The following is a 21,289-nucleotide window of genomic DNA, read 5'->3' as shown; positions in this document are numbered from 1 at the left end:
TGGGAAAGGTCCACCCGATCAGGCGACCTCGATCGCTGGCGGCCTGGGCGTCTGAGCGCACGTGTCCGCGCTCGCTCCCCAACAGCTCAGCGGGTGAGGCAGAGCTCGTTCCCCTCGGGGTCGGCCAGCACCGTGAAGCCGGGCTCCACCCGAATCTCACGGCCTCCGAGCCCCAGCAGCCGGTCGACCAGCGGACCACGTTCCTCCCGAGAGACTCGAACGTCCAAGTGCACGCGGTTCTTCACCGACTTGGGCTCGGCGACTCGCTGGAACCAGATGGTCGGGCCCCGCCCCGATGGATCGACCAGATCCACAACGCCTTCGGCCGTGGTCTGCTCGACGTAGCCCAACGCCGCGCGCCAGAAGGGCCGCAGCGAATCAGGCTCGTTGGCATCCACGCAGATCTCGAAACCTCGCCCTGCGGCCACAGCTGCCCTCAGTTCGTCGCCTGGTCGTAGACCACTTCGATGTCCAGGTGCCTGCGGGTCATCGGCCTGCCATCAGCTTGAGGTCGAGCAGGCGAAGGTGCCTGGTCTCCATCTCGGTCGTCAAAGCCGCGATCTGCGCCAGCGTGAACAAGCTCCGCTCCGCCTCGTAGAGCGGCACGCTCTGCGGGCCCAGTGCGCGAGCAGTGGCCACCACGCCCGCCGTGTTCAGAACCAGCAGGTCTACGCCGTCGAATCCGGTCAGGTCGATGAGGTCGTTGATCAGCCCGATGACGTCCTGAGCTGATCCCCGCCGGAAACGGCAAGCGACATCCAAGTCAGCTGGCGGTCGCAGCGGCGCTTCGATGACCACGCTCCCGTGCACGACGAGCAGATCGAGGTCGTGCTTGACGCACAACCGCTCGACCGCGCCGGACTCCACTCCCCCGTGGAGCCGCTCGAACGTTGCGCGCGGTGTCGTCGTCATCACGCCCAACATAGCCGCGCCACCGAGGAGACACCCACAGCTTTTCCCCGGCACGCCGCCGAGTCGGCCCAGATATCACCATGCTCGTGGCTCGACCAAAACCGGGATCTGCCCGAAGAGCTTCACCCGCTCGCGTTGTCGTACCCACGCGCCAAAGGGCGGATCCGGTCCAAGGTCTCACCGAGAGCGTCCTTCTCCCGCTCCAGGTCGTAACTCGACTGGAGGTTGAGCCAGAACCGCCCCGAGGTGCCGAAGAAGCGCGCTAGCCGCAGTGCGGTGTCGGCCGAGATCCTGCGCTTGCGGTGCACGATCTCGTTGATACGGCGCGGCGGAACACCGATCGCCGCAGCCAGCCGGTGCTGGGTCACGCCAAGCGGATCGAGGTACTCCTCGGCGAGGCTCTCCCCCGGGTGAATCGGAGGCATGACGAACTCGTCAGGCATCCTCGCTCCCTTCAGCGGTAGTTCACGCTCACGACGTTCTCCGGCCCGCCAGCTGCTTCGCCTGCTGGAAGACCTCGCGGAGCATCTTCGGGGTGAGCTTGCCGGTGAAGGTGTTCTGCTGGCTGACGTGGTAGCAGCCGAGGAGGTGGAGCGGGGTTCCCCCGTCGGTGGCGGGGAGTTCCGCGTGGGCGAGGTGGCCGAACTTGGGGCGGGGGCGCGGGACCTGCCAGACCGCGTCGGCCAGCACCGGGAGCAGGGCTTGCCAGCCGAAACCGCCCAGGACCACCACGACGCGCAGGGTGGGGCGCATGAGGTCGAGCTCGCGGACCAGCCAGGGGCGGCAGGTGTCGCGTTCGGCCGGGGTGGGTTTGTTGGCTGGCGGGGCGCAGCGGACCGGGGCGGTGATCCGGATGTTGCGCAGGGTCAGGCCATCGTGCGGCGACACCGCCTCGGGCTGGGAGGCCAGCCCGACCTCGTGCAACGCTCGGAAGAGGACGTCGCCGGAGCGGTCGCCGGTGAACATCCGGCCGGTGCGGTTCGCGCCGTGGGCCGCGGGGGCGAGGCCGACGATCGCGATCTCCGCGTCGGGTGGCCCGAAGCCCGGGATCGGACGTCCCCAGTACTCCTGGTCGCGGAATGCGGCCCGCTTGACGCGGGCGACCTCCTCCCGCCACTCGACGAGCCGGGGGCAGGCCGCGCACCGGGTGACGAGCTCGTCCAGCTCGGTCAGATCGCCTGCGCCGGGGGCCGCGTCGGCGGGGTCGCCGACCGGATCGGTGATCAACTCCGGGGTCGTGTCCACCCCGCAAAACTGACAGATAACGCCTCCGCCGGCACGTAATGTGGGCGGCATGGCAGAGGAGAAGGCCGACGAGGCGACGCAGCAGGACACCACCCCCGCCGAGCCGGTGGACGATCTGGTCAGCACGCACCACGCGATCACCGCGGACGGGACCGAGCTGTCCTACACCGCGACCACGGGACGTGTCGTGCTCCGCGACGAGGTCTACACCGACGGCAAGTTCGACGGGAACAAGCCCAAGGCCGAGGTGTTCCTGACCTCCTACGTCGTCGACGCCGCACCGGAGGACAACCGCCCGGTCACCTTCGCCTTCAACGGCGGTCCGGGTTCGGCGAGCGTGTGGCTGCACCTGGGCGTGCTCGGGCCGCGACGGGTGCTCTCGGGCGACGCCGGCGACCTCGCGCCGCCGCCCTACGAGCTCGCCGACAACCCCGAGACGCTGCTCAAGCACAGTGACCTGGTGTTCATCGACCCGGTGTCGACCGGCTACTCGCGTGCCGTCGAGGGCGGAAAACCCGGTGAGTTCCACGGTTTCCAGGGCGACATCGAGTCGATCGCCGAGGTCATCCGGTTGTGGACGACCCGCAACGGCCGGTGGATGTCGCCGAAGTACCTCGCGGGCGAGTCCTACGGGACGCTGCGCGCGGCGGCCGTGGCCGACCACCTGCAGTCGCGGCACGGGCTCTACCCGAACGGACTGCTGCTGATCTCGTCGGTACTGGACATGGGCACGATCCGGTTCACCGAGGGCAACGACCTGCCGTTCTCGCTGTACCTGCCGACCTACGCCGCCATCGCGCACCACCACGGCAAGCACGGCGACCGCCCGCTGCGCGACGTCCTCGACGAGGCCGAGAAGTTCGCCGCAGGCGACTACGCGTGGGCGCTGGCGCGGGGCGCCCGGCTGACCGCCGAAGAGCGGGCCGGTGTGGTGCGCAAGGTCGCCGAGCTGTCGGGCCTGTCCGAGGACTACGTGGACCGCGTCAACCTGCGCATCGAGCACCTCCGCTTCTTCACCGAGCTGCTGCGCGACGAGCGCAAGACCGTCGGCCGGATGGACGGCCGCTTCACCGGGTGGGAGCCGGACGCGGCGGTCGAGCGCTTCACCGACGACCCGAGCATCTCCGGCATCCGCGGCGCCTACTCCGCGGCCATCAACCACTACCTGCGCGAAGAGCTCGACTACCGCAACGACCTCCCCTACGAGACCCTGACCGGCCGGGTGCAGCCCTGGTCGTACAAGGAGTTCGAGGGCGCGGCGGTGTCGGTCGTGGACCGGCTCGGCTCGGCGATGCAGGCCAACCCGCACCTGCGGGTGCACGTGGGCTGCGGGTACACCGACGGCGCCACGCCGTACTTCGCCGCCGAGCACGTGCTGGCACGGCTGCCCGTCCCGGAGGAGCTGCGGGAGAACATCGACGTCCGCTACTACCCGGCGGGCCACATGATGTACGTCCACGAGCCGTCCCGGATCCAGCAGTCCGAAGACTTGGCGAACTTCGTCGCGGGCTCCTGACTCAATCCCCGCACAGCCGGGCACATCTCAGCAGTTCAGGGACGTGCCCGGCTAAGAGCTGTTGATGAATCATTTTGCGTGGCGGTGCGGGTAGCGGAACCTGAGCGCCTACAGCTCCTACGGGATTCGAATCCCACCTGCGGGTGCCGCGCGATCTGGAAAATTTCGGGGCGGCACGGGGTCGCTTGCGTTTGACACCGCCGGACGGTGGGTGACACTGATCAGGTGGTCAAGACGCTGCACCCGCAGAACTACCAGGACGTCTACTACGTGGGCGACTACTACCGCCAGGGCAACGCAGTCCTGATGGATCTCACCGACGTCCCGGGTTCCGAAGCGACCCAGCTCGTCGACTTCGCGGCGGGCCTGGTCGTCGCCCGGGGCGGCGAGATGCAACGAGTCGCCCCCAGGGTCTTCCTCCTCAGCCACCCCGAGCAGCCGGAGCGGCGCTGACCCGACGCAGCGCGCGAAAGGGCGCCCCCACCCGAGTTCGGTGAGGGCGCCCGGTTCTCGCGCGGCGTCAGGCGATGACGTGCGGGTGCTCCTCGGCGAAGTGGCAGGCCGAGGGGTGGCCGCCGAGGCGGACCTCCAGTTCCGGGGCCTTCTCGGCGCAGATGTCCTGCGCCTTCCAGCAGCGGGTGCGGAAGCGGCAGCCCGACGGCGGGTTGGCCGGGCTGGGGACGTCGCCGGTGAGGCGGATGACCTCGCGCTTGCCGCGCAGGGTCGGGTCCGGGACCGGGACGGCCGACAGCAGCGCCTGGGTGTACGGGTGCTGCGGGTGCTCGTAGATGTCGTCCTCGGTGCCCACCTCGGCGATCTTGCCGAGGTACATCACCGCGACCCGGTCCGACAGGTGCCGGACAACACCCAGGTCGTGGGCGATGAAGACGTAGGACAGCCCGAACTCGTCCTGCAGATCACCCAGCAGGTTCATCACCTGCGCCTGGATCGACACGTCCAGCGCCGACACCGGCTCGTCGCAGACGATCACCTTCGGCTTGAGCGCCAGCGCGCGGGCGATGCCGATGCGCTGCCGCTGACCGCCCGAGAACTGGTGCGGGTAGCGGTGGATGTGCTCCGGGTTGAGGCCCACGACGTCCAGCAGCTCCTGCACCTTGCGGCGCCGCTCGCCCTTCGGGGCCACCTCGGGGTGGATCTCGAAGGGCTCGCCGACGATGTCACCGACGGTGCGCCGCGGGTTCAGCGAGGTGTAGGGGTCCTGCAGCACGATCTGCATGTCCCGGCGCAGCTTCCGCAGTTCCGAACCGCGCATCTTGAAGATGTCGCGGCCCTCGAACAGCGCGGTGCCACCGGTCGGGTTCTCCAACCGCATCAGCACCTGCGCCAGCGTGGACTTGCCGCAGCCGGATTCCCCCACGACACCGAGGGTTTCGCCGCGCTGCAGGTCGAAGGACACGCCGTCGACAGCCCGCACGTGCCCCACGGTGCGCCGCGGGAGCCCCGCGCGCACCGGGAAGTGCTTGACCAGGTCCTGGACCTGGAGGATCGGCTCAGCCACGGCTCATCATCTCCTCCGCGAAGTGGCAGGCGCTGATCCGGCCCAACCCGAGGTTGTGGTCGGCAGGCACCTCCGTGCGGCACTTGTCCTCGGCCCGCGGGCAGCGCGGGTGGAACGGGCATCCCGGCGGCACCGCCATCAGGTTCGGCGGCAGGCCCTTGATCGTCTCCAGCTCCTGGCCCTTGAGGTCCAGGCGCGGGATCGACCGCATCAGACCGTCGGTGTAGGGGTGGCCCGGTGCCTTGTACAGCGAGTGCGCGTCGGCCTTCTCGACGATGCGGCCCGCGTACATCACCACGATCCGGTCCGCGACCTCGGCGACCACGCCCAGGTCGTGGGTGATCAGGACCAGACCCATCCCGCGGTCTCGCCGCAGCTCGTCGAGCAGGTCCATGATCTGGGCCTGCACGGTGACGTCCAGCGCCGTGGTCGGCTCGTCCGCGATGAGCAGGTCCGGGTCCAGCGCCAGCGACATCGCGATCATCGCGCGCTGCCGCATGCCGCCGGAGAACTGGTGCGGGTACTCCTTCACGCGCTGCTTGGCGTTCGGGATCTTGACCTGGTCCAGCAGTTCCACGGCCTTGCTCGTGGCGTCCTTGCGGGACATGCCGCGACGGGTGCGCAGCTGCTCGGAGATCTGGAACCCGACCGTGTAGACGGGGTTCAGGGCCGACAGCGCGTCCTGGAAGATCATCGCCATCGAGTCGCCGCGCAGCTCTCGCCTGCGGTCCTCGGTGGCGGTCAGCAGGTCCTCACCGCGGTAGCGGATCGAACCTCCGGTGATCGCACCCGGGGGGATGTCCAGGATGCCCATCACGGTCTGCGCGGTGACGCTCTTGCCGGAGCCGGATTCGCCCAGCACGGCCAGCGTTTCACCCGCGGCGACGTGGTAGTTGACGCCGTTGAGGACCTTCGCGACGCCGTCCCGCGTGCGGAACTCGACGTGGAGGTCCTCGACCTCCAGCAGGGGTTCCGCCGAGGTCTTCTGTTCGTGTTCAGACACAGCGGTTTCTCCTACTTCTGCTTCGGGTCGAGCGCGTCGCGGACGGCATCACCGAGCATCACGAACGCCAGGACCGTGATCACCAGGAAACCGGCCGGGAACAGCAGCAGGTGCGGTGCCGCCTGGATGTAGTTGCGCGAGTCCGCGATCATCACGCCCCAGGACACGACCGGCTCCCGCAGGCCGATGCCCAGGAACGACAGCGTCGCCTCGGCACCGATGAACCCGCCGAGCGCGATGGTCGCGTAGACCAGCACCGGCGCCAGCGTGTTGGGCAGCACGTGCCGCATGATGATCCGGCTCGGACTGGCGCCGAGCGCGCGGGCCGCCTTGACGTAGTCCTGCTGCTTGGCGGCGATCGCCGCCGACCGCATGATGCGCATCGAGATCGGCCAGGACAGCACCGCGATGGTCAGCACCACCTGGGTGATGATCCGGGTGCCGCTGGGGGTCTTGATGTCGGCGTTGAAGGTGGTCAGGATGACGATCGCGCCGAGCACGAACGGCAGTCCCATGAAGATCTCGGAGAACCGCGAGATCAGGGTGTCCACCATGCCGCCGAAGTACCCGGCGACGATGCCGATCAGGCCGCCGAGCAGCACGGTGAGCAGCGTCGCCGCCAGACCCACCAGGATCGACGCGCGGGCGCCGATGATGGTCCTGGCGTAGAGGTCGCGGCCGAGGTTGTCGTAGCCGAACCACGCCTCCGCAGACGGGGTGTCGCGCGCCTTGGTCAGGATCTGGAAGTTCGGGTCCACGTGCGTGAACAGCTGCGGGAACGCCGCGATGATCAGCAGCAGGAGGATGAGCGCGGAGGCGACCAGGAACAGCGGACGCCGGCGCAGATCGCGCCACGCGTCGCTCCAGAGACCCCGGGGCTTCTCGTTCGTGGACCGCTCGTTGTGGCCGTCCGCTCGTGGTACCTCGTCCGCAACGGTGGTTTCGGCGAGGCGGGTGGTGGGGCGTGGGTCAGTCATATCGGATCCTCGGGTCGAGCACCGCGTAGAGAACGTCCACCAGCAGGTTCATCAGCAGGTAGACCAGGACCAGGACCGTGACGATCCCGGTCACCGTCGTGCCTTCTTGGGTGGTGATGCCCTTGTAGACCAGACCACCGATGCCGCGGATGTTGAACACGCCTTCGGTGACGATCGCGCCGCCCATGAGGGCGCCCAGGTCGGTTCCCAGGAAGGTGACCACCGGGATCATCGAGTTGCGCAGCATGTGCACGCCGACGACCCGGCGGGGCGCGAGGCCCTTGGCGACGGCGGTGCGCACGAAGTCCGCGTGCTTGTTCTCCATGATGCTGGTGCGCGTCAGCCGGGACACGTAGGCCATGGACAGCGACCCGAGGACGAAACCGGGAACGATGAGTTCACCGATCGAGGGGTCGGAGGACACCGTGGTCTTGATCAGCCCCAGCTCGGCGCCGAGCACGATCTGCAGCACGAACCCGGTGACGAACACCGGCAGCGCGATCAGGAACAGCGTCGACACCAGCACCAGGTTGTCCAGGAAGCCGCGGCCGCGCAGGCCGGTCAGGACACCGGCGAGCAGGCCGATGACGCCCTCGATGATCAGGGCGACGATGGCGAGCCGGATGGTGACCGGGTATGCCTGTTCGAGCAGCGACGAGATCGCGGTTCCGGAGTAGGTCTCCCCGAAGTCACCGCTGAGCAGTTTCCCCAGGTACTTGAAGTACTGCACGACCAGCGGATCGTTGAGGTTGTACTTCTCGTTCATCTCCGCGATGTAGGACGGCGGGCAGCCGCGGTCACCGCACTTGCCCGCGAACGGATCGCCCGGGATCGCCCACACCAGCAGGTAGATGATGAAAGTCGTCCCGATGAAGACCGGGATCAGTTGCAGCAACCGCCGCAACACGTAGCGACCCATTCGGGCCTCCTTCAGAGGTGCCCGGCCCGCCGGGTCGCGGCGGGCCGGGCACGGACTCGATTTTTACGGGTTCAGCTTGACCGTGGTGAGGTCGAGCCTGCGGTTGGCCAGAACCTCACCCTGGGCGACCTTCTCCGAGAAGCCGTACTGCACCGGCTGAGTCCAGAGCGGAACGACCGGCAGGTCCTCGCCCAGGATCTTCTCCGCCTCGGCGTAGGCGTTGGTGGCGTCCTCGATGGTCGGGGCCGCGTTCGCCTTGTCGAGCGCCTTGTCGAACGCCGGGTTGGAGTACTTGTAGTCGTTCGACGACGCGTCCGTGCGGTACAGCTGCGTCAGGAACGTCTCCAGGTTCGGGTAGTCGGCCTTCCAACCCGTCCGGAACATGCTGGTGAACTGGAACGCGTTGGCCTTCTGGCGGAATTCGCTGAAGGTCGGCACCGGCACGAACTGGGTCGGGACGCCCAGGTTCTGCTGGATGCTCGCGGCCACGGCCTGGACCCACTCGCCGTGCCCGCCGTCGGCGTTGGACTCGAGGGTCAACGTGCCCGGGAAGCCACCGGCCTGCGCCAGGTACTGCTTGGCCTTCTCCGGGTTGAACTCGCACGCCTCGCCGCACTGACCCGGGCGGTAGCCCTCGACCGCGGCGGTGGCGAAGCCGTCCGCCGGGTCACGACCACCCGAGAAGACCTGCTGCGTGATGGTCTTGCGGTCGATCGACATCGAGATCGCCTTGCGGACCAGCGGGTTCTTGAACCGCTCGTCGTAGATCGGGAAGCCCACGTTCTGGGTGAGCAGACCCGGCTTCTGCTTCGCGCGCTCGCCGAGGTCCTGCTTCCACTTGTCACCGACCAGGGCGGAGACCGGGATGGCCTCCAGGAAGTCCAGGTTCCCGGAAACCAGGTCCTGGTAGGCGGTGTCGAGCTCGTTGTAGACCTTGAAGTTGGCGCCCTTGATCTGCGGCTTGTCGGCACCCGCGTACTTGTCGTACGCGGCGACGTTCAGCTCGACGTTCGGGGTCCGGTCCTGGAACTTGAACGGACCGTTGCCGATCGGGTGCTCCTCGAACGCTTCCGGGTTCTGGAAGAAGGAGTCCGGCATCGGCATGAAGGCCGAGTAACCCAGCATCACGGGGAAGATGGTCAGCGGGGCCTTGAGCTTGACCGTGAACGTGGTGTCGTCGACGACGTTCAGGCCGGAGAGCTTGTCCGCCGCCGGCTTCGGCGCCTGCGCGGGACCGTCCTCGTCGGGGTCCTCGCTCTGCATGGCCTCGTAGCCGTCGATCTGCTCGAAGAAGCTCGCACCCTGAAGACCGTTCGGGCCGTAGGCCGCGTAGTTCCAGGCGTCCACGAAGTTCTTGGCCTTGACCGGAGTTCCGTCGTGGAACGTCCAGCCCGGCTTCAACTTGATGGTGTAGTTCGTGTTGTCGGTAGTCTCGATCGACTGCGCGACCGCGTTCTCCGGCTCCATGTCCGTGGCCCGGTACTTCACCAAGCCGGTGAACAGGGCGTCAACGATGAACCCACCCATCTCTTCGGTGGTGTTCGCCGGGACCAGAGGGTTCTCGGGCTCGCTCCAGTGCAAGGAGACGATGCCGTCCTCTCCCGAGCCGCTGCCACCGCCACCGCAGCCGGTGGCGAGCATCGCCACCACCAGCGGGGCCGCGACCATTGCGGCCAAACGTCCCTTTCGCATGTAGGTCCTCCCGCTTCCACGCGCGCCCCAGCCTTGGTTTTTTCCGGGGTCATCACGCACGACGGTTCTTCACCGTCGCGTCAGACGTGCGTAAACATAAGTGAGAACCGGGCGGCGGCAATGCAGTGTCACAAAGCCGTCACTTTCTGAATCGATTCTCCGTTCCCGTTCTTTGCAATCGGGACCGAGTGTCCACCATGTGGGAACTAGCTGATCGACAGGGCAATGCCGTCGAGGATGTCGTGCTCGCTCGCCGTCATCGACGAGATGCCGCTGCGCTCGGAGAACTCGGCGGCGAGGACCTTGACCACCAGCGCACCACCGCCGATCACGTCCACTCGACCCGGGTGCATCGAACCGATCTTCGCGCGCTCCTCATGAGATTCAGAAAGAAGTCGTTCGGCGATTTGTTCGACACGATTCTGGGAAATATGGGAAAGGTGGATCGCCTGCGGGTCGTATTCAGGCAAATCCTGGGCGATGGCCGACAGCGTGGTCACGGTTCCGGCCACTCCGACCCAGGTCCGGGCCTCGCTGACGTCGACCCGGGCGAAGGCCTCGTCGAGCACCTGCCGCGCGACCTTCTCCGCCTCCAGCACCTCTTCGTCGGTCGGCGGGTCGTTGCGCAAGCAGCGCTCCGTCAGCCGCACGCAGCCGATGTCGGCCGAGTGGGCCGCGATGATGTCGGCGTTCGCACCGTCCCAGTTGCCCACCACGACCTCGGTCGAACCGCCACCGACGTCGGTGACCACGAACGGGCCGTCCAGCGGGTCGAGATCGCCCACGGCGCCCACGAACGACAGCCGCGCCTCCTCGTCGCCGGTGATCACCTCGGCGTCGACGCCCAGCGTCTCGCGGACCATCGAGAAGAAGTCCTCGCGGTTCTCCGCGTCGCGGGTCGCCGAGGTCGCCACCATCCGGACCCGCTCGACGCCCTTGCGCGCGGCCATCGCGGCGTAGTCGACCAGTGCCTCCCGGGTGCGCTCGATCGCCTCCGGCGCGAGCCGGCCGGTGGCGTCCACGCCCTGGCCGAGCCGCACGATGCGCATCGTGCGGTAGATGTCGCGCAGATCCTTGCGGCCGTCGTCGTGCACCGTGACGTCCGCGACCAGCAGGCGAATCGAGTTCGTCCCGCAGTCGATCGCCGCAACCCGTGCCATCAGCACCCTCCTCGCCCAGCTGCGCACCGGTGCCTCCGGCGCTCCCCCACGCTATCGGGCGGAGCGGGGGCCGGGAAAAGCGCCGGGCCGCCCACATTTCGGGTGAAACGCGGGCGGCCCGGTGCCGGGGTCCGGCGATTACTGCGGCGTGGGGGTGTAGCCGTCGGGGACGGTGCAGGCCTTCGCGATCCCCTCGGCATCGGTGAAGACCTCGTTGCCCGGCTGCGCGAGCAGCGGAGTCGATTCCCCCGGTTCCAAGTCGTCACCCGCGTGCGGTTCGATGATCGCGAACTCGCCCCGGTCGAGCAGGGACGTCTCGCACTGCTCCGCGCTCCCGGAGGGCGACGTCGGCAGCAGCGGCTCGGACGGCGTTGCGGGCTGGGTCGTCTCCTGGGAGGGCTTCGTCTCGGGAACCGACGTGGTCTCCGGAACCGACGTGGCCTCGGGGGCCGACGTGGTCTCGGGTCCCGGCGTCGGGTGCGGGAACGGCTTCGTCTCCGGAGTCGGCTGCGCGGACGGCGGTTCCGGCGCGGTCGGCTCCACCGGGGCCACCAGCGGCGGCTGCTCCGGCACGGGCTGCGTAGGAACGGACTGCTCCGGCGCGGGCTGCGTGGGAACGGGCTGCGTGGCAGCGGTTTCCGGGGCGGGCTCCGCGAGCGTGAGCGGTTGCGGTTGCGGGTCCTCCGGCAGCGGCACCGGGTCGATCCCCGGGATCGTCAGCGGCTCGGGCTCCGGCATCGACATCGCGTCCAGGCTCTCGGTCACCCGCGCACCGGCAAGCACGTCGCTGGTCTCCGGTGCCAGCTCCGCCGGAGTCGGCGTGACACCGCGCCGGTAGGCATCGGCCCAGACCAGGACCGTGCGGACGTACTCCTCCGAGTGGTTGTAGCGGAACACGGCGGCCGCGAGAGCGCGCTGGTCGCTCAGGTCCTCGCCGCCTCGGCAGAGGTAGGTGCCCGCCGCGGCCGCCGCGTCGGGCAGGTTGTGCGGGCTCTCGACGCCGTCGAGGTTGCCGTCGGTCGCGACCTTCCGCCAGGTCGACGGGATGAACTGCATCGGCCCCACCGCGCGGTCCCACACCGCGTCACCGTCGAGGGTGCCGGCGTCGGTGTCCGGGATCGCCGCGACGCCCGGGCCGCCCGACAGCTGCGGGCCGAGGATCGCGCGGGCCGTCGTGCCGTGGACGTCGATGTCGCCGTTGCGGGCGTGCCCGGACTCGATGCGCCCGATCGACGCCAGCACCGACCAGTGCAGTCCGCACGCCTGCGTCTGCTCCACCTCCCGGGCGGCCTGCATGTACGCGGCCAGCACGGGCTCCGGGATGCCGAGCTCACCGGTCGGCAGCTCCACCCTGGGCGCGGCCTGCGGCACGGCGCCGAGCTCCGCCGGGGCGGCGGCGCCGTGCCGCAGCCCGGGGTTGAGCTCGCGAGCCTGCGGCAGGTTTCCGCTCGCGCCCAGCTCCCGCAGCTCCGGCGAGTGGTGCGCCCCCGGCCCCGCGGGCAGCGCCGACGCGCTCAGCAGAGCCGCCGGAAGCGCGAGGATCGGCGCCATCGCGGTGGCCGCCAGCCACTTCCTCCCCCGCACCGGTGCGCCCGGCGGGGAGTAGTTCCGCCGGGCCTTGTCGCGCTTCCTGCGGTCCCCCACTCGTCAAACCCCCACGCCTGAGTCGAGCACATCCGCCAAAGAGCCGAATCCCTGGATACACCACCCCTGGCGGGATCGCCGACCGACTTCACCCGACCGAGCCGCTCCAGCGGAGGTGCCGCCCCAGCGCCACTGTCACCCCCGCGGAATCGACCTGCAATCGCGCGAGGCGTTCAACTCACCGAGATTTGTGCCTACGCTCCGGGCATGACGCTCATCGACGAGCCGCGCGTGGGAGCGACCCACCAGGTGACGAATCAGGCGACTCCGCTGTCCGGTTTCGACCCGCTCGCCTGCGACCCGGCCCTGGGATCCGCGCTCACCCGCTACGCGGTCGGCGACCTGACCCCGCTCGCGCTGGAGGCGGGTTCGGCCGAGGCCCGCGAGCACGGCAGGCTCGCCGACGAGAACGGTCCGCAGCTGCGGACCCACGACCGCTACGGCAACCGCATCGACGAGGTCGAGTACCACCCGTCCTGGCACTGGCTGATGGAACGCGCGATCTCGCACGGCCTGCACGCCGCCCCGTGGGGGCAAGGGCCGGGCGCGCACCTGCGCCGCGCCGCCGGGTTCTACCTCTGGTCCCAGGCCGAGGCCGGGCACGGGTGCCCGATCTCGATGACCTACGCCGCAGTCCCCGCACTGCGCTGGTCGCCGGAGCTCGCCGCCGAGTACGAGCCGAAGCTGACCACCGACCGCTACGAGTTCGGGCTGCGCCCACCGCAGGACAAGGGGGCGCTGCTGGCCGGCATGTCGATGACCGAGAAGCAGGGCGGCTCCGACGTCCGCGCCAACACCACCACCGCCGAGCCGCTGGCCGACGGCACCTACCGGCTCGTCGGGCACAAGTGGTTCACCTCGGCGCCGATGAACGACCTGTTCCTGACGCTCGCGCAGACCGCGAGCGGACTGAGCTGCTTCCTGGTGCCCAGGGTGCTGCCCGACGGCACCCGCAACGAGATCCGGCTGCAGCGGCTGAAGGACAAGCTGGGCAACAAGTCCAACGCCTCCTCCGAGATCGAGTACTCCGGCGCGATCGGGCACCTCGTCGGGGAGGAGGGGCGCGGGGTCCGCTGCATCATCGAGATGGTGTCGATGACCAGGCTGGACTGCGTGCTCGGTGCCTCGGCGAACATCCGGATCGCGCTGTCGGAAGCCGCTCACCACGTGCAGCAGCGCAGCGCGTTCGGCGCGCGGCTGGCCGACCAACCGCTGATGCAGCAGGTGATCGCCGACCTCGCGCTGGAGTCCGAGGCCGCGACGACGCTGGCGATGCGGCTGTCCGCCGCCGTCGAGCAGGAGGAGCACGACCTGCTGCGACTGGCGCTGCCCGCGACGAAGTTCTACGTCTGCAAGCGCGCTCCGTACGTGGTGGCGGAGGCCCTGGAGTGCCTCGGCGGCAACGGCTACGTGGAGGAGTCGGGGATGCCCCGGCTCTACCGCGAAGCACCGCTGATGTCGATCTGGGAGGGCTCCGGCAACGTCACCTCGCTCGACCTGCTGCGCGCGCTGGCCAAGCAGCCGACGAGCCGGGACGCGCTCCTCGCCGAGCTCGACGTCGCCGCGGGCGAGAACGCCGCTTACGACGACGCTCTGCGCCGCCTCCGCGCGGAACTGGCCGATCCTCGCCCGGAGCGGGCCAGGGCCCTGGCGGAGTCGATGGCGCTGACGCTCCAGGCCTCGCTGCTCCAGCGCTACGCGCCGGCCTCGGTCGCGGACGCCTTCATCACGACGCGCCTGGCGGAACCGGGCCGCACCTTCGGCGCAACCCCGATCTCGAACCCGAAGTACCTCCTCGACCGCATCGCCCCAGGCCAGTGAGGGCATTTCCCAGTTTTAGTCCAAACTGAGCCGACATTTCGGACATGATCATGGCTCGGTTTGGACTAAAACTGGGACAGGACGACCACCGACAGTGCGCACCGCTAGTGCGCAACGCGCGGTAGGGGCGTCAGGGGTTGACGAGGTAGCGGTGTTCTGGCCAGCGCTCGGCAATGAGGTCGACGGCCTCGTCTCCGAACGGGTTCACACCGGGCCCCTTCGCCAGCGAGTGGGCGATGTGGACGTGCAGGCACTTCACGCGGTCCGGCATCCCACCCGCGCTGACGTCGGTGCCCAACGACTCCAGCGCGTCGCGCTCGGCCAGGTAGGACTCGTGAGCCCGCCGGTAGACCTCGGCCAGCTCGGCGTCGGTCGCCAAGCGGTCCTGCATCTCCTTCATCAGGCCCTCGGCCTCGAACGTCGAGGCGTGGGCCGTGAGGTCCGGGGCCGTCAAGTAGTAGAGCGTCGGGAACGGCGTGCCGTCCTCCAGCCTGGGCCAGGTCTGCACGACCGTCGGATCACCGGAGGCGTCCCGCGCCGCGATCGCGCGCAGGCCTCTGGGCGGCCGTCCGAGCTGGCGCCGGACGCACTCCCGGTCCGCCTCGCTGACCAGCGACGTATCCACCGTCACGATTCCTTCCCCAACACCGAGTTCCACATCTCCTCGTACCACGGCACCCCGTCGTCACCGGGCGCCCGCGGAGGCGGCGGTGCCGGAGCCTGCGGGACCTCCACGATGTAGGGCGTCTCGCCCGGCCGCACGTAGCCGAGCCGCGCCCGCGCCTCCGCCTCGACCTGCGCCGGGTCGGAGAGCTCCTGCTTGCGCTGCTCCAGCTGGCGGACCTGGATCTCCAGCTCCGCCCGCTGCGTCTCCTGCGCGGCGAGCTCGTCGCGCTGGCTGAGGTAGGTGCGCAGCGGCACCGCGACGCTCAGCGCCATCACGCACACCAGCAGCGCCAGCACGGCCGCGCGACGCGTCGAGGAGAGCTTGAACGCTCCCCCGGTGCTGGACTTCGCGCGGTTCGCCGGGCGGCGCTTCGGGTGCTGGCTGTTGCTCCTCGGCGAGTTGCCGGCCGGGCGCCCCTTCGCCGGGGCGCGGCGGGCGCGCACCCGTCGACGCGACGGCGGAACGTTCCGCTCGCCGCGCCCCTGCGGATCGGATGCGCGCCCGGCCGGCATGGCTCAGCCCTCCGCGTTGAACCGCGGGAACGCCAGCTCACCCGCGTAGCGGGCGGCGTCGCCGAGGCCCTCTTCGATGCGCAGCAGCTGGTTGTACTTGGCAACCCGCTCGCTCCGCGCCGGGGCACCGGTCTTGATCTGGCCGCAGCCGGTGGCCACCGCCAGGTCGGCGATCGTGGTGTCCTCGGTCTCGCCGGAGCGGTGGCTCATCATGCTCTTGTAACCGCACGAGGTGGCCAGGTTGACCGCGTCCAGGGTCTCCGAGAGCGTGCCGATCTGGTTGACCTTGACCAGCAGGGCGTTCGCGGCGCCCTTGTTGATGCCGTCCTCCAGGCGCTCCGGGTTGGTGACGAACAGGTCGTCGCCGACCAGCTGCACCTTGTCGCCGACCTGCTTGGTCAGCTTGGTCCAGCCGTCCCAGTCGTCCTCGCCCAGCGGGTCCTCGATGGACACCAGCGGGTAGGCCGACACGAGCTCCTGGTAGTACTCCGCCATCTGGTCCGCGGTGCGCTTGGAGCCCTCGAAGTTGTAGGTGCCCTCGGTGAAGAACTCCGTGGCGGCCACGTCGAGGGCGAGCACGATGTCGCGACCCAGCTTGTAGCCGGCCTTCTCGATCGCCGAGGCGATCAGGTCCAGCGCCTCGCGGTTGTTGGGCAGGTCGGGGGCGAATCCGCCCTCGTCGCCCAGACCGGTCGCCAGGCCCTTGGACTTCAGGACCGACTTCAGCGCGTGGTAGGTCTCCGCTCCCCAGCGCAGCGCGTCGGCGAAGGTGTCCGCACCGATCGGCGCGATCATGAACTCCTGGATGTCCACACCGGTGTCGGCGTGCGCGCCACCGTTGAGGATGTTCATCATCGGCACCGGCAGGACGTGCGCGTTCGGACCGCCGACGTAGCGGAACAGCTCCAGCTCCGAGGCCTCGGCGGCGGCCTTGGCCACCGCCAGCGAGACGCCGAGGATCGCGTTGGCGCCCAGCCGGGACTTGTCCGGCGTGCCGTCGAGGTCCACCAGCTTCTGGTCGACCACGCGCTGCTCGGTGGCGTCCAGGCCGGTCAGTTCGGGGCCGATCTCGTCCAGCACGGCCGAGACGGCGTTCTCCACGCCCTTGCCGCCGTAGCGGCCGGCGTCACCGTCGCGCAGCTCGACGGCCTCGTGTTCGCCGGTCGAGGCGCCCGAGGGGACCGCGGCGCGACTGAGCGTGCCGTCCTCCAATGCCACTTCGACCTCGACGGTGGGGTTACCGCGCGAATCGAGGATCTCGCGGGCGCCGACCTGTTCGATGATCGCCACGTGTGCTCCTAACCAGCTTGGATTCATAGGACGTGAGCAACCGACACGACGTTCCCGCACGCCGCGAACCGGCTGTCCGCCCCGACAACCGACTACGAGCCTAACCGGGCCCGCGCAGCGCTCGCCGCAGACTCGCGATGCCGTGATCTGCGCCGCTCGATCTCCACACCCGGTGTTCGCCGTCCGTTCGCCTTCGCGGAGGTCACGGCACCTCGACGTCGGCCCGGTGACGCGCGCCCGATGCCTGTGCGTCACCACAAGACCATCCGGTCGGACGTCTCGGAACAGCCGATCGCGAATTAACGTTGTCCGCGCCATGACGACAGAAGGCACGGTCGAAGCGTTCCGGCGAGCGGAGCGACTGGTCACGCAGCGCCGCCCGCTGGAAGCCCTCAGCGTCCTCGAACCCGTTGTCGACGTCGCCCGCGACGAGCCCAGCGTGCAGCTGCTGCTGGGGCGGGCGTACTTCTTCTCCGCGCAACTGCGCAAGGCCGAGCGCGCCTTCTTGCGCTTGCTGGACCTCGACCCGTCGGACCACTACGCGCGCCTGGTGCTCGGCCGCACCCTGCAACGCCAGGGCCGGCTGAACGAGGCCAGGGCCCAGCTCCGCCTCGCCGCCACCATGCACCCGGATCCCGCGTACCAAGAAGCCCTCGGCGAGATCAACGCCCACATCGCCGTCCGCTCGTCCTGACCCGGCCCCAGGCCGGTCAGCGGCGGATGTTGCCCGCGGCCGCGTAGTTCTCGGCGAGGCCGAAGACCTTCTGGGCGTACTCGACCGAGTTGTTGTACGACATCACGCCCTGCCACCAGCCGGACCCGGTGGACATGTCGCGCCCGCTGGCGCACAGGTAGCGACCCGCCGCGATGGCCGCGTCGTCGAGGTTCTGCGGGTCGCCTCGACCGTCGCCGCTGCCGTCGGTCGCCCACTTGCGCCAGGTCGAGGGGATGAACTGCATCGGGCCCACCGCGCGGTCGTGCTCGACGTCGCCGTCGAGCGTTCCCCCGTCGCTGTCCGGGATGAGCCGCACGTTGGGTCCGCCGTCGAGCTTGATGCCGATGATCGGCACGGACGGGCGGGCGTCCTCGCGCAGCTGCCGGTTGCCGAAGCGGCCGTGGTTGGACTCGATGCGGCCGATGCCGGCCAGCGTGGTCCAGGAGATCTGGCAGCTGGGCTGGTGCTGCCGCATCGCCAGGTCCGCGTTGACGTAGGACACGACGGCGCGAGCCGGGATGTCGACGGACGCCGAGACCTGGTTCGCCCACTCGCGCACCGGATCGACGCCGGGCTCGGGCTGCGGTTGGGCCTCCACCACCTGCGGCGCCTCGACCGGGGGTGCGATGGAACCGGGCGCGACCTGCGCGGGTTTCGGGTCCTCAGGTCGGGGTGGTGCCGCCACCTGCGCCTTCGGCGGGGCCCCGAGGAGGTTGATCAGGGCGACGCCGACGACCAGTGCGGCCAGCAGCGATACGGCGAGCGCGAGACGTCCGAGGGCCGCGAGCACCGTTGGCGAGATCCTGATCACTCGGACAGGCTACTTGCAGGTAGCGTCGGGTTCCAGCACTTCAGGACACCGACCACCCTCCGGAATCAGCCCTCTGCCGGCAGTGACCGGCTGGTCCTCCCGTAGTGGTCGGCGTGATCGAGGACGTCCTGGCCGTAGCTGCGGGACTGGTTGTAGTCCAGCAGCGCAGCCCAGAAGCGGTCCTCGTCGCGCAGGTCGTGGCCGACCGCGCACAGGTACCGCCCTGCGGTCAGCGCCGCGTCGTCGATGTCCTGCGGGTCGGCGACGCCGTCGCCGTCGGCGTCCGCCTGGTACTTGCGCCAGGTGGACGGGATGAACTGCAGCGGTCCGACCGCCCTGTCCCACACCGGGTCCCCGTCGAGCACCCCGCCGTCGGTGTCGTGGATCTGCTTGACCCCCGCGCTGCCGTCGAGCGGCAGGCCGATGATCCGGGGTTCGGGCCTGCCGGTCCCGTCGAGCCGGGAGCCGCCGTGCCTGCCGTGGCTCGACTCCACCGCGCCGATGCCCGCCAGCACCGTCCAGGTCAGCCCGCAGTCGGGTGCGGAGGTGTTCATCATCTGCTGCGCGTAGCCGTAGGCCTGCAACGCGGCGCGCGGGACGTTGAGCTCGTCGGACATCCGCTCGGACCAGTCGGTCAGCTGCGCCTGCGGCCGTTCCGGCGACGACTCGCCCGCCGCGAGCAGCCGGACGGGCGGCGGACCGACACCGGGATCGGGCGGAGCGGACGCCGAGGGCAGCTCGAACGTGGCCGCGGGCGGCGGAGAGCAGGCGGCCAGGGCGAGCACCAGCGGTAACGCCAGCACCCAGCGGTCACGCATCGGATCCCGCCGAGGAACCGAGCAGCTCGCACCAGTCGTCGGCGGTGAGCGCGGTGTTCCCCGATTCCCGGGCGCTGCGCTCGGCTTCGCGAACGCGCGCGGCGAAGGACAGCGCCACTTCGCGCAGCGCGTCCTCCGGGTCGATCCCGTCCAGCTTGCCCGCAGCGGCCAGCGCGAACAGCGCGGAACCGGTGTCCCCGCCGGAAGGCATTGCGGCCAGCGGGATTCCAGCACGGTTCGCCCGCTGGGTGAGCTTGGCGGCCAGGGCCACCGCCGGCTGCCCGAGCGCAACTCCGTCCACGATGGACTCCCGCCGCTTCTCCTGCTGCTTGAGCTCTTCCCAGCGCGCGTGCTGCGACTCGGTGTCGAGCACCGTCGCGTCGTCGGCGAAGACGTGCGGGTGCCTGCTGACGAGCTTGCTGACCAAACCCGCCGCCACGGCGTCGATGCCGAACGGGTCACCGGAGTCCTCGGCGGCGACCCTGGCGTGGAAGAGCACCTGCAACAGCACGTCGCCGAGCTCCTCGCGCAGCGCCTCGCGGTCCTTCTCGGCGATCGCGTCGAGCAGCTCGTAGGTCTCCTCGACGAGGTACTGGCGCAGCGAGTCGTGGTCCTGCTCGGCGTCCCAGGGGCACCCTCCGGGCGAGCGCAACCGGTCCATCACGTTGACGGCGTCCAGCAGCTCCACACCGGCGGGCGCGGGTGATCCGACGACCGGCGCACCGGCCGCGCGCAGCGCCTCGGCGGTGGCGTCGATCTCGCCGGTGATCAGCACGACCGACGCGGACGCCGCCTGCTCGACGACGTCCTCCGGGACGACCGGAACGCCCAGAGCGACCCGGGTCGAGGCCGACAGACCGCTGTCGGCGTAGAGGGCATCAGCCTTGCGGACCAGCGGCAACGCGGCCGCCGGCAACGCCTCGCCGAGCCGGTCGTCGACCAGGACGATCGCCGTGCCTTCGGCCACCCGGATCTCGCTCATGCCTCGATTGTCCCAACCCGGAACACCCGCGGTTCAGCGACGTACCCCACACCCGCGGATCGCGGGAGTTCCCACGACGAGCGGTCAGCTGTCCTGCGCCTGCTGGTCGGGCTCGATGCGGAAGCCGGTGGTCTCGTTCTCGTTCGGCGCCGCCTGGAGGCCGATCGGGTCCCAGACGCCGTAGCGGGGGCTGAGGGTGACGCCGACGCGATCGGCGGTGTCGCCCAGCAGGAACGTGCCGACGCCCTGCAAGGTCTGGTCGTCCACACCGCCCGCGGGGCGGGGCGTGGGCGCTGCCTCGCGCTGGCGGATGAGCGCGACCAGCCACTGGCCCGAGTTGGGCTCGGGCTCGAACGCCAGGACCGTTCCCGGCTCGGCGCCGAAGAGCGGGGTGGAGGCCGCGAGCTTCGGGCTGTCCACCGCGCGCAGCCTCTGGCCGGCGGCGGCAGGAACGCCCGCCTGAGCGTCAGCGGCGATGAGGTCGCGGACCGCGGCATCGCCCTGCGCCATCTGGTGGGCCTTGCGGTCGGCCTCGGAGCGGGTGGTGGCCTGGGTGAAGTCGAAGGTGACCGCGAGACCGTCGAAGTGACGCCTGCCGAGCTCGGTCACCAGCGCCTCGGTGCGGGCCATCTCGCGCAGGTTCTGGGGCGTGAAGATCTTGCCCTCGGTCGCCTGCGGACCGCCCCACTGGTTGATCATGTCGTCGACCTGCTGCTCGGACACGGTGAGACCGTCCTCCCGCGCCGCCTGCTCGACGAGCTCCTTGCGCACGAGCTGCCCGGCGAGGCTCCGCCCGAGCTCGTCGAACTGACCCTGCTGCCGCAGCTGCGGTTTCAGCTCCGGTTCCTTGGCCAGCACCTCGGAGAACCAGGACTGCACGTCGGACACCGGAATCCGCTGATCACCCACGATCGCGGCGGCCCCGACCTGGCTGGGGCCGGACCCACAACCCGACAGCAGCACACCGGCGACGGCGAGAGAGGCGAACAAGCGGCCACGGCGCAGCGAGATCGTCACGCGGGCACCTTCTCACGAAGTAACCCTCAGATGAAGACAAAACACTGTCCGAAGTCAACATCTCGCCAA

The 21,289-nt window shown here is 69.7% G+C and carries 22 protein-coding genes; 4 read left to right on the top strand and 18 right to left on the bottom strand.

The genetic code is table 11. The features are described from left to right. Positions 1 to 86 precede the first annotated feature (86 nt). The 4 genes from FHU35_RS28440 to FHU35_RS28425 form a co-directional block, all read right to left on the bottom strand. A complete protein-coding gene (locus FHU35_RS28440; RefSeq protein WP_145745353.1) occupies positions 87 to 398 on the bottom strand; it encodes a VOC family protein in 312 nt (103 codons plus the stop codon). A gap of 88 nt (positions 399 to 486) precedes the next feature. Beyond that, on the bottom strand, positions 487 to 912 hold the full coding sequence (locus tag FHU35_RS28435) for a hypothetical protein (RefSeq protein WP_145745351.1): 426 nt from the start codon (positions 910 to 912) through the stop codon (positions 487 to 489). A 122-nt stretch (positions 913 to 1,034) separates the two neighbouring features. Next, a complete protein-coding gene (locus tag FHU35_RS28430) occupies positions 1,035 to 1,355 on the bottom strand; it encodes a HigA family addiction module antitoxin (RefSeq protein ID WP_145745349.1) in 321 nt (106 codons plus the stop codon). A gap of 28 nt (positions 1,356 to 1,383) precedes the next feature. Next, the gene (locus tag FHU35_RS28425) at positions 1,384 to 2,139 is read right to left on the bottom strand and encodes a uracil-DNA glycosylase (RefSeq protein ID WP_425474195.1); all 756 of its coding nucleotides are present in this window, start codon (positions 2,137 to 2,139) and stop codon (positions 1,384 to 1,386) included. Positions 2,140 to 2,206: 67 nt separating this feature from the next. Between FHU35_RS28425 and FHU35_RS28420 the strand changes: the two genes are divergently transcribed. After that, the gene (locus tag FHU35_RS28420; RefSeq protein ID WP_145745345.1) at positions 2,207 to 3,673 is read left to right on the top strand and encodes a S10 family peptidase; all 1,467 of its coding nucleotides are present in this window, start codon (positions 2,207 to 2,209) and stop codon (positions 3,671 to 3,673) included. A gap of 207 nt (positions 3,674 to 3,880) precedes the next feature. Further along, positions 3,881 to 4,126 (top strand): cell division protein SepF, encoded by a 246-nt coding sequence (gene sepF / locus FHU35_RS28415; RefSeq protein WP_145745343.1) that lies wholly within the window; start codon positions 3,881 to 3,883, stop codon positions 4,124 to 4,126. 67 nt (positions 4,127 to 4,193) lie between these two features. Here sepF and FHU35_RS28410 read toward each other — a convergent pair whose 3' ends face one another. The 7 genes from FHU35_RS28410 to FHU35_RS29745 form a co-directional block, all read right to left on the bottom strand. Beyond that, positions 4,194 to 5,192 (bottom strand): ABC transporter ATP-binding protein, encoded by a 999-nt coding sequence (locus FHU35_RS28410; RefSeq protein ID WP_145745340.1) that lies wholly within the window; start codon positions 5,190 to 5,192, stop codon positions 4,194 to 4,196. After that, positions 5,185 to 6,195 carry an ABC transporter ATP-binding protein gene (locus tag FHU35_RS28405; protein WP_145745338.1) on the bottom strand — a complete coding sequence of 337 codons (1,011 nt, stop codon included), beginning with the start codon at positions 6,193 to 6,195 and terminating at the stop codon, positions 5,185 to 5,187. Before FHU35_RS28405 ends, FHU35_RS28410 begins: the two co-directional genes overlap by 8 nt. 11 nt (positions 6,196 to 6,206) lie before the next feature. Continuing rightward, positions 6,207 to 7,172 (bottom strand): ABC transporter permease, encoded by a 966-nt coding sequence (locus FHU35_RS28400; protein ID WP_145745336.1) that lies wholly within the window; start codon positions 7,170 to 7,172, stop codon positions 6,207 to 6,209. Then, positions 7,165 to 8,091, bottom strand: a complete 927-nt coding sequence (locus FHU35_RS28395) for an ABC transporter permease (RefSeq protein ID WP_145745333.1) — start codon at positions 8,089 to 8,091, stop codon at positions 7,165 to 7,167. Before FHU35_RS28395 ends, FHU35_RS28400 begins: the two co-directional genes overlap by 8 nt. Positions 8,092 to 8,154: 63 nt before the next feature. Continuing rightward, positions 8,155 to 9,783, bottom strand: a complete 1,629-nt coding sequence (locus FHU35_RS28390; protein ID WP_186459657.1) for a peptide ABC transporter substrate-binding protein — start codon at positions 9,781 to 9,783, stop codon at positions 8,155 to 8,157. Positions 9,784 to 9,989: 206 nt separating this feature from the next. Continuing rightward, the gene (locus FHU35_RS28385; RefSeq protein ID WP_145745331.1) at positions 9,990 to 10,943 is read right to left on the bottom strand and encodes a Ppx/GppA phosphatase family protein; all 954 of its coding nucleotides are present in this window, start codon (positions 10,941 to 10,943) and stop codon (positions 9,990 to 9,992) included. Positions 10,944 to 11,081: 138 nt separating this feature from the next. Beyond that, positions 11,082 to 12,587: a lytic transglycosylase domain-containing protein gene (locus tag FHU35_RS29745; protein ID WP_246110626.1), complete on the bottom strand. Its 1,506-nt coding sequence runs from the start codon at positions 12,585 to 12,587 to the stop codon at positions 11,082 to 11,084. A gap of 231 nt (positions 12,588 to 12,818) precedes the next feature. Between FHU35_RS29745 and FHU35_RS28375 the strand changes: the two genes are divergently transcribed. After that, positions 12,819 to 14,408: an acyl-CoA dehydrogenase family protein gene (locus tag FHU35_RS28375; protein WP_186459667.1), complete on the top strand. Its 1,590-nt coding sequence runs from the start codon at positions 12,819 to 12,821 to the stop codon at positions 14,406 to 14,408. Between the two features lie 130 nt (positions 14,409 to 14,538). Here FHU35_RS28375 and FHU35_RS28370 read toward each other — a convergent pair whose 3' ends face one another. Genes FHU35_RS28370 through eno form a run of 3 tightly spaced genes read right to left on the bottom strand, consistent with a single transcriptional unit; the run spans position 14,539 to position 16,877 of the window. After that, complete coding sequence (locus tag FHU35_RS28370) at positions 14,539 to 15,042, bottom strand: DUF501 domain-containing protein (protein WP_425474194.1); 504 nt, start codon at positions 15,040 to 15,042, stop codon at positions 14,539 to 14,541. Further along, positions 15,036 to 15,587, bottom strand: a complete 552-nt coding sequence (locus FHU35_RS28365) for an FtsB family cell division protein (RefSeq protein WP_186459656.1) — start codon at positions 15,585 to 15,587, stop codon at positions 15,036 to 15,038. The genes FHU35_RS28370 and FHU35_RS28365 overlap by 7 nt, the downstream gene beginning before the upstream one ends. 3 nt (positions 15,588 to 15,590) lie before the next feature. Further along, entirely contained in the window at positions 15,591 to 16,877 is a 1,287-nt protein-coding gene (eno, locus tag FHU35_RS28360; protein ID WP_145745327.1) for a phosphopyruvate hydratase, read from the bottom strand. A gap of 316 nt (positions 16,878 to 17,193) precedes the next feature. On the opposite strand from eno, the gene FHU35_RS28355 reads away from it, so the two are divergent. Further along, a complete protein-coding gene (locus FHU35_RS28355) occupies positions 17,194 to 17,571 on the top strand; it encodes a tetratricopeptide repeat protein (RefSeq protein WP_145745325.1) in 378 nt (125 codons plus the stop codon). 16 nt (positions 17,572 to 17,587) lie between these two features. Here FHU35_RS28355 and FHU35_RS28350 read toward each other — a convergent pair whose 3' ends face one another. The 4 genes from FHU35_RS28350 to FHU35_RS28335 form a co-directional block, all read right to left on the bottom strand. Beyond that, positions 17,588 to 18,403, bottom strand: coding sequence for a lytic transglycosylase domain-containing protein (locus FHU35_RS28350; protein WP_145745323.1), 816 nt, complete (start codon positions 18,401 to 18,403; stop codon positions 17,588 to 17,590). Positions 18,404 to 18,468: 65 nt separating this feature from the next. Continuing rightward, positions 18,469 to 19,221, bottom strand: a complete 753-nt coding sequence (locus tag FHU35_RS28345; protein WP_145745321.1) for a lytic transglycosylase domain-containing protein — start codon at positions 19,219 to 19,221, stop codon at positions 18,469 to 18,471. Beyond that, positions 19,214 to 20,203, bottom strand: coding sequence for a nucleoside triphosphate pyrophosphohydrolase (locus FHU35_RS28340; RefSeq protein WP_145745319.1), 990 nt, complete (start codon positions 20,201 to 20,203; stop codon positions 19,214 to 19,216). The genes FHU35_RS28345 and FHU35_RS28340 overlap by 8 nt, the downstream gene beginning before the upstream one ends. Positions 20,204 to 20,287: 84 nt before the next feature. Further along, entirely contained in the window at positions 20,288 to 21,220 is a 933-nt protein-coding gene (locus tag FHU35_RS28335) for a SurA N-terminal domain-containing protein (RefSeq protein ID WP_246110625.1), read from the bottom strand. Positions 21,221 to 21,289 lie beyond the last annotated feature (69 nt).

Source organism: Saccharopolyspora dendranthemae (assembly GCF_007829955.1).
Lineage (GTDB): Bacteria > Actinomycetota > Actinomycetes > Mycobacteriales > Pseudonocardiaceae > Saccharopolyspora > Saccharopolyspora dendranthemae.
The sequence above is the reverse complement of the archived record's forward strand: the minus strand, read 5'-3'. Positions and strand labels throughout refer to the sequence as shown.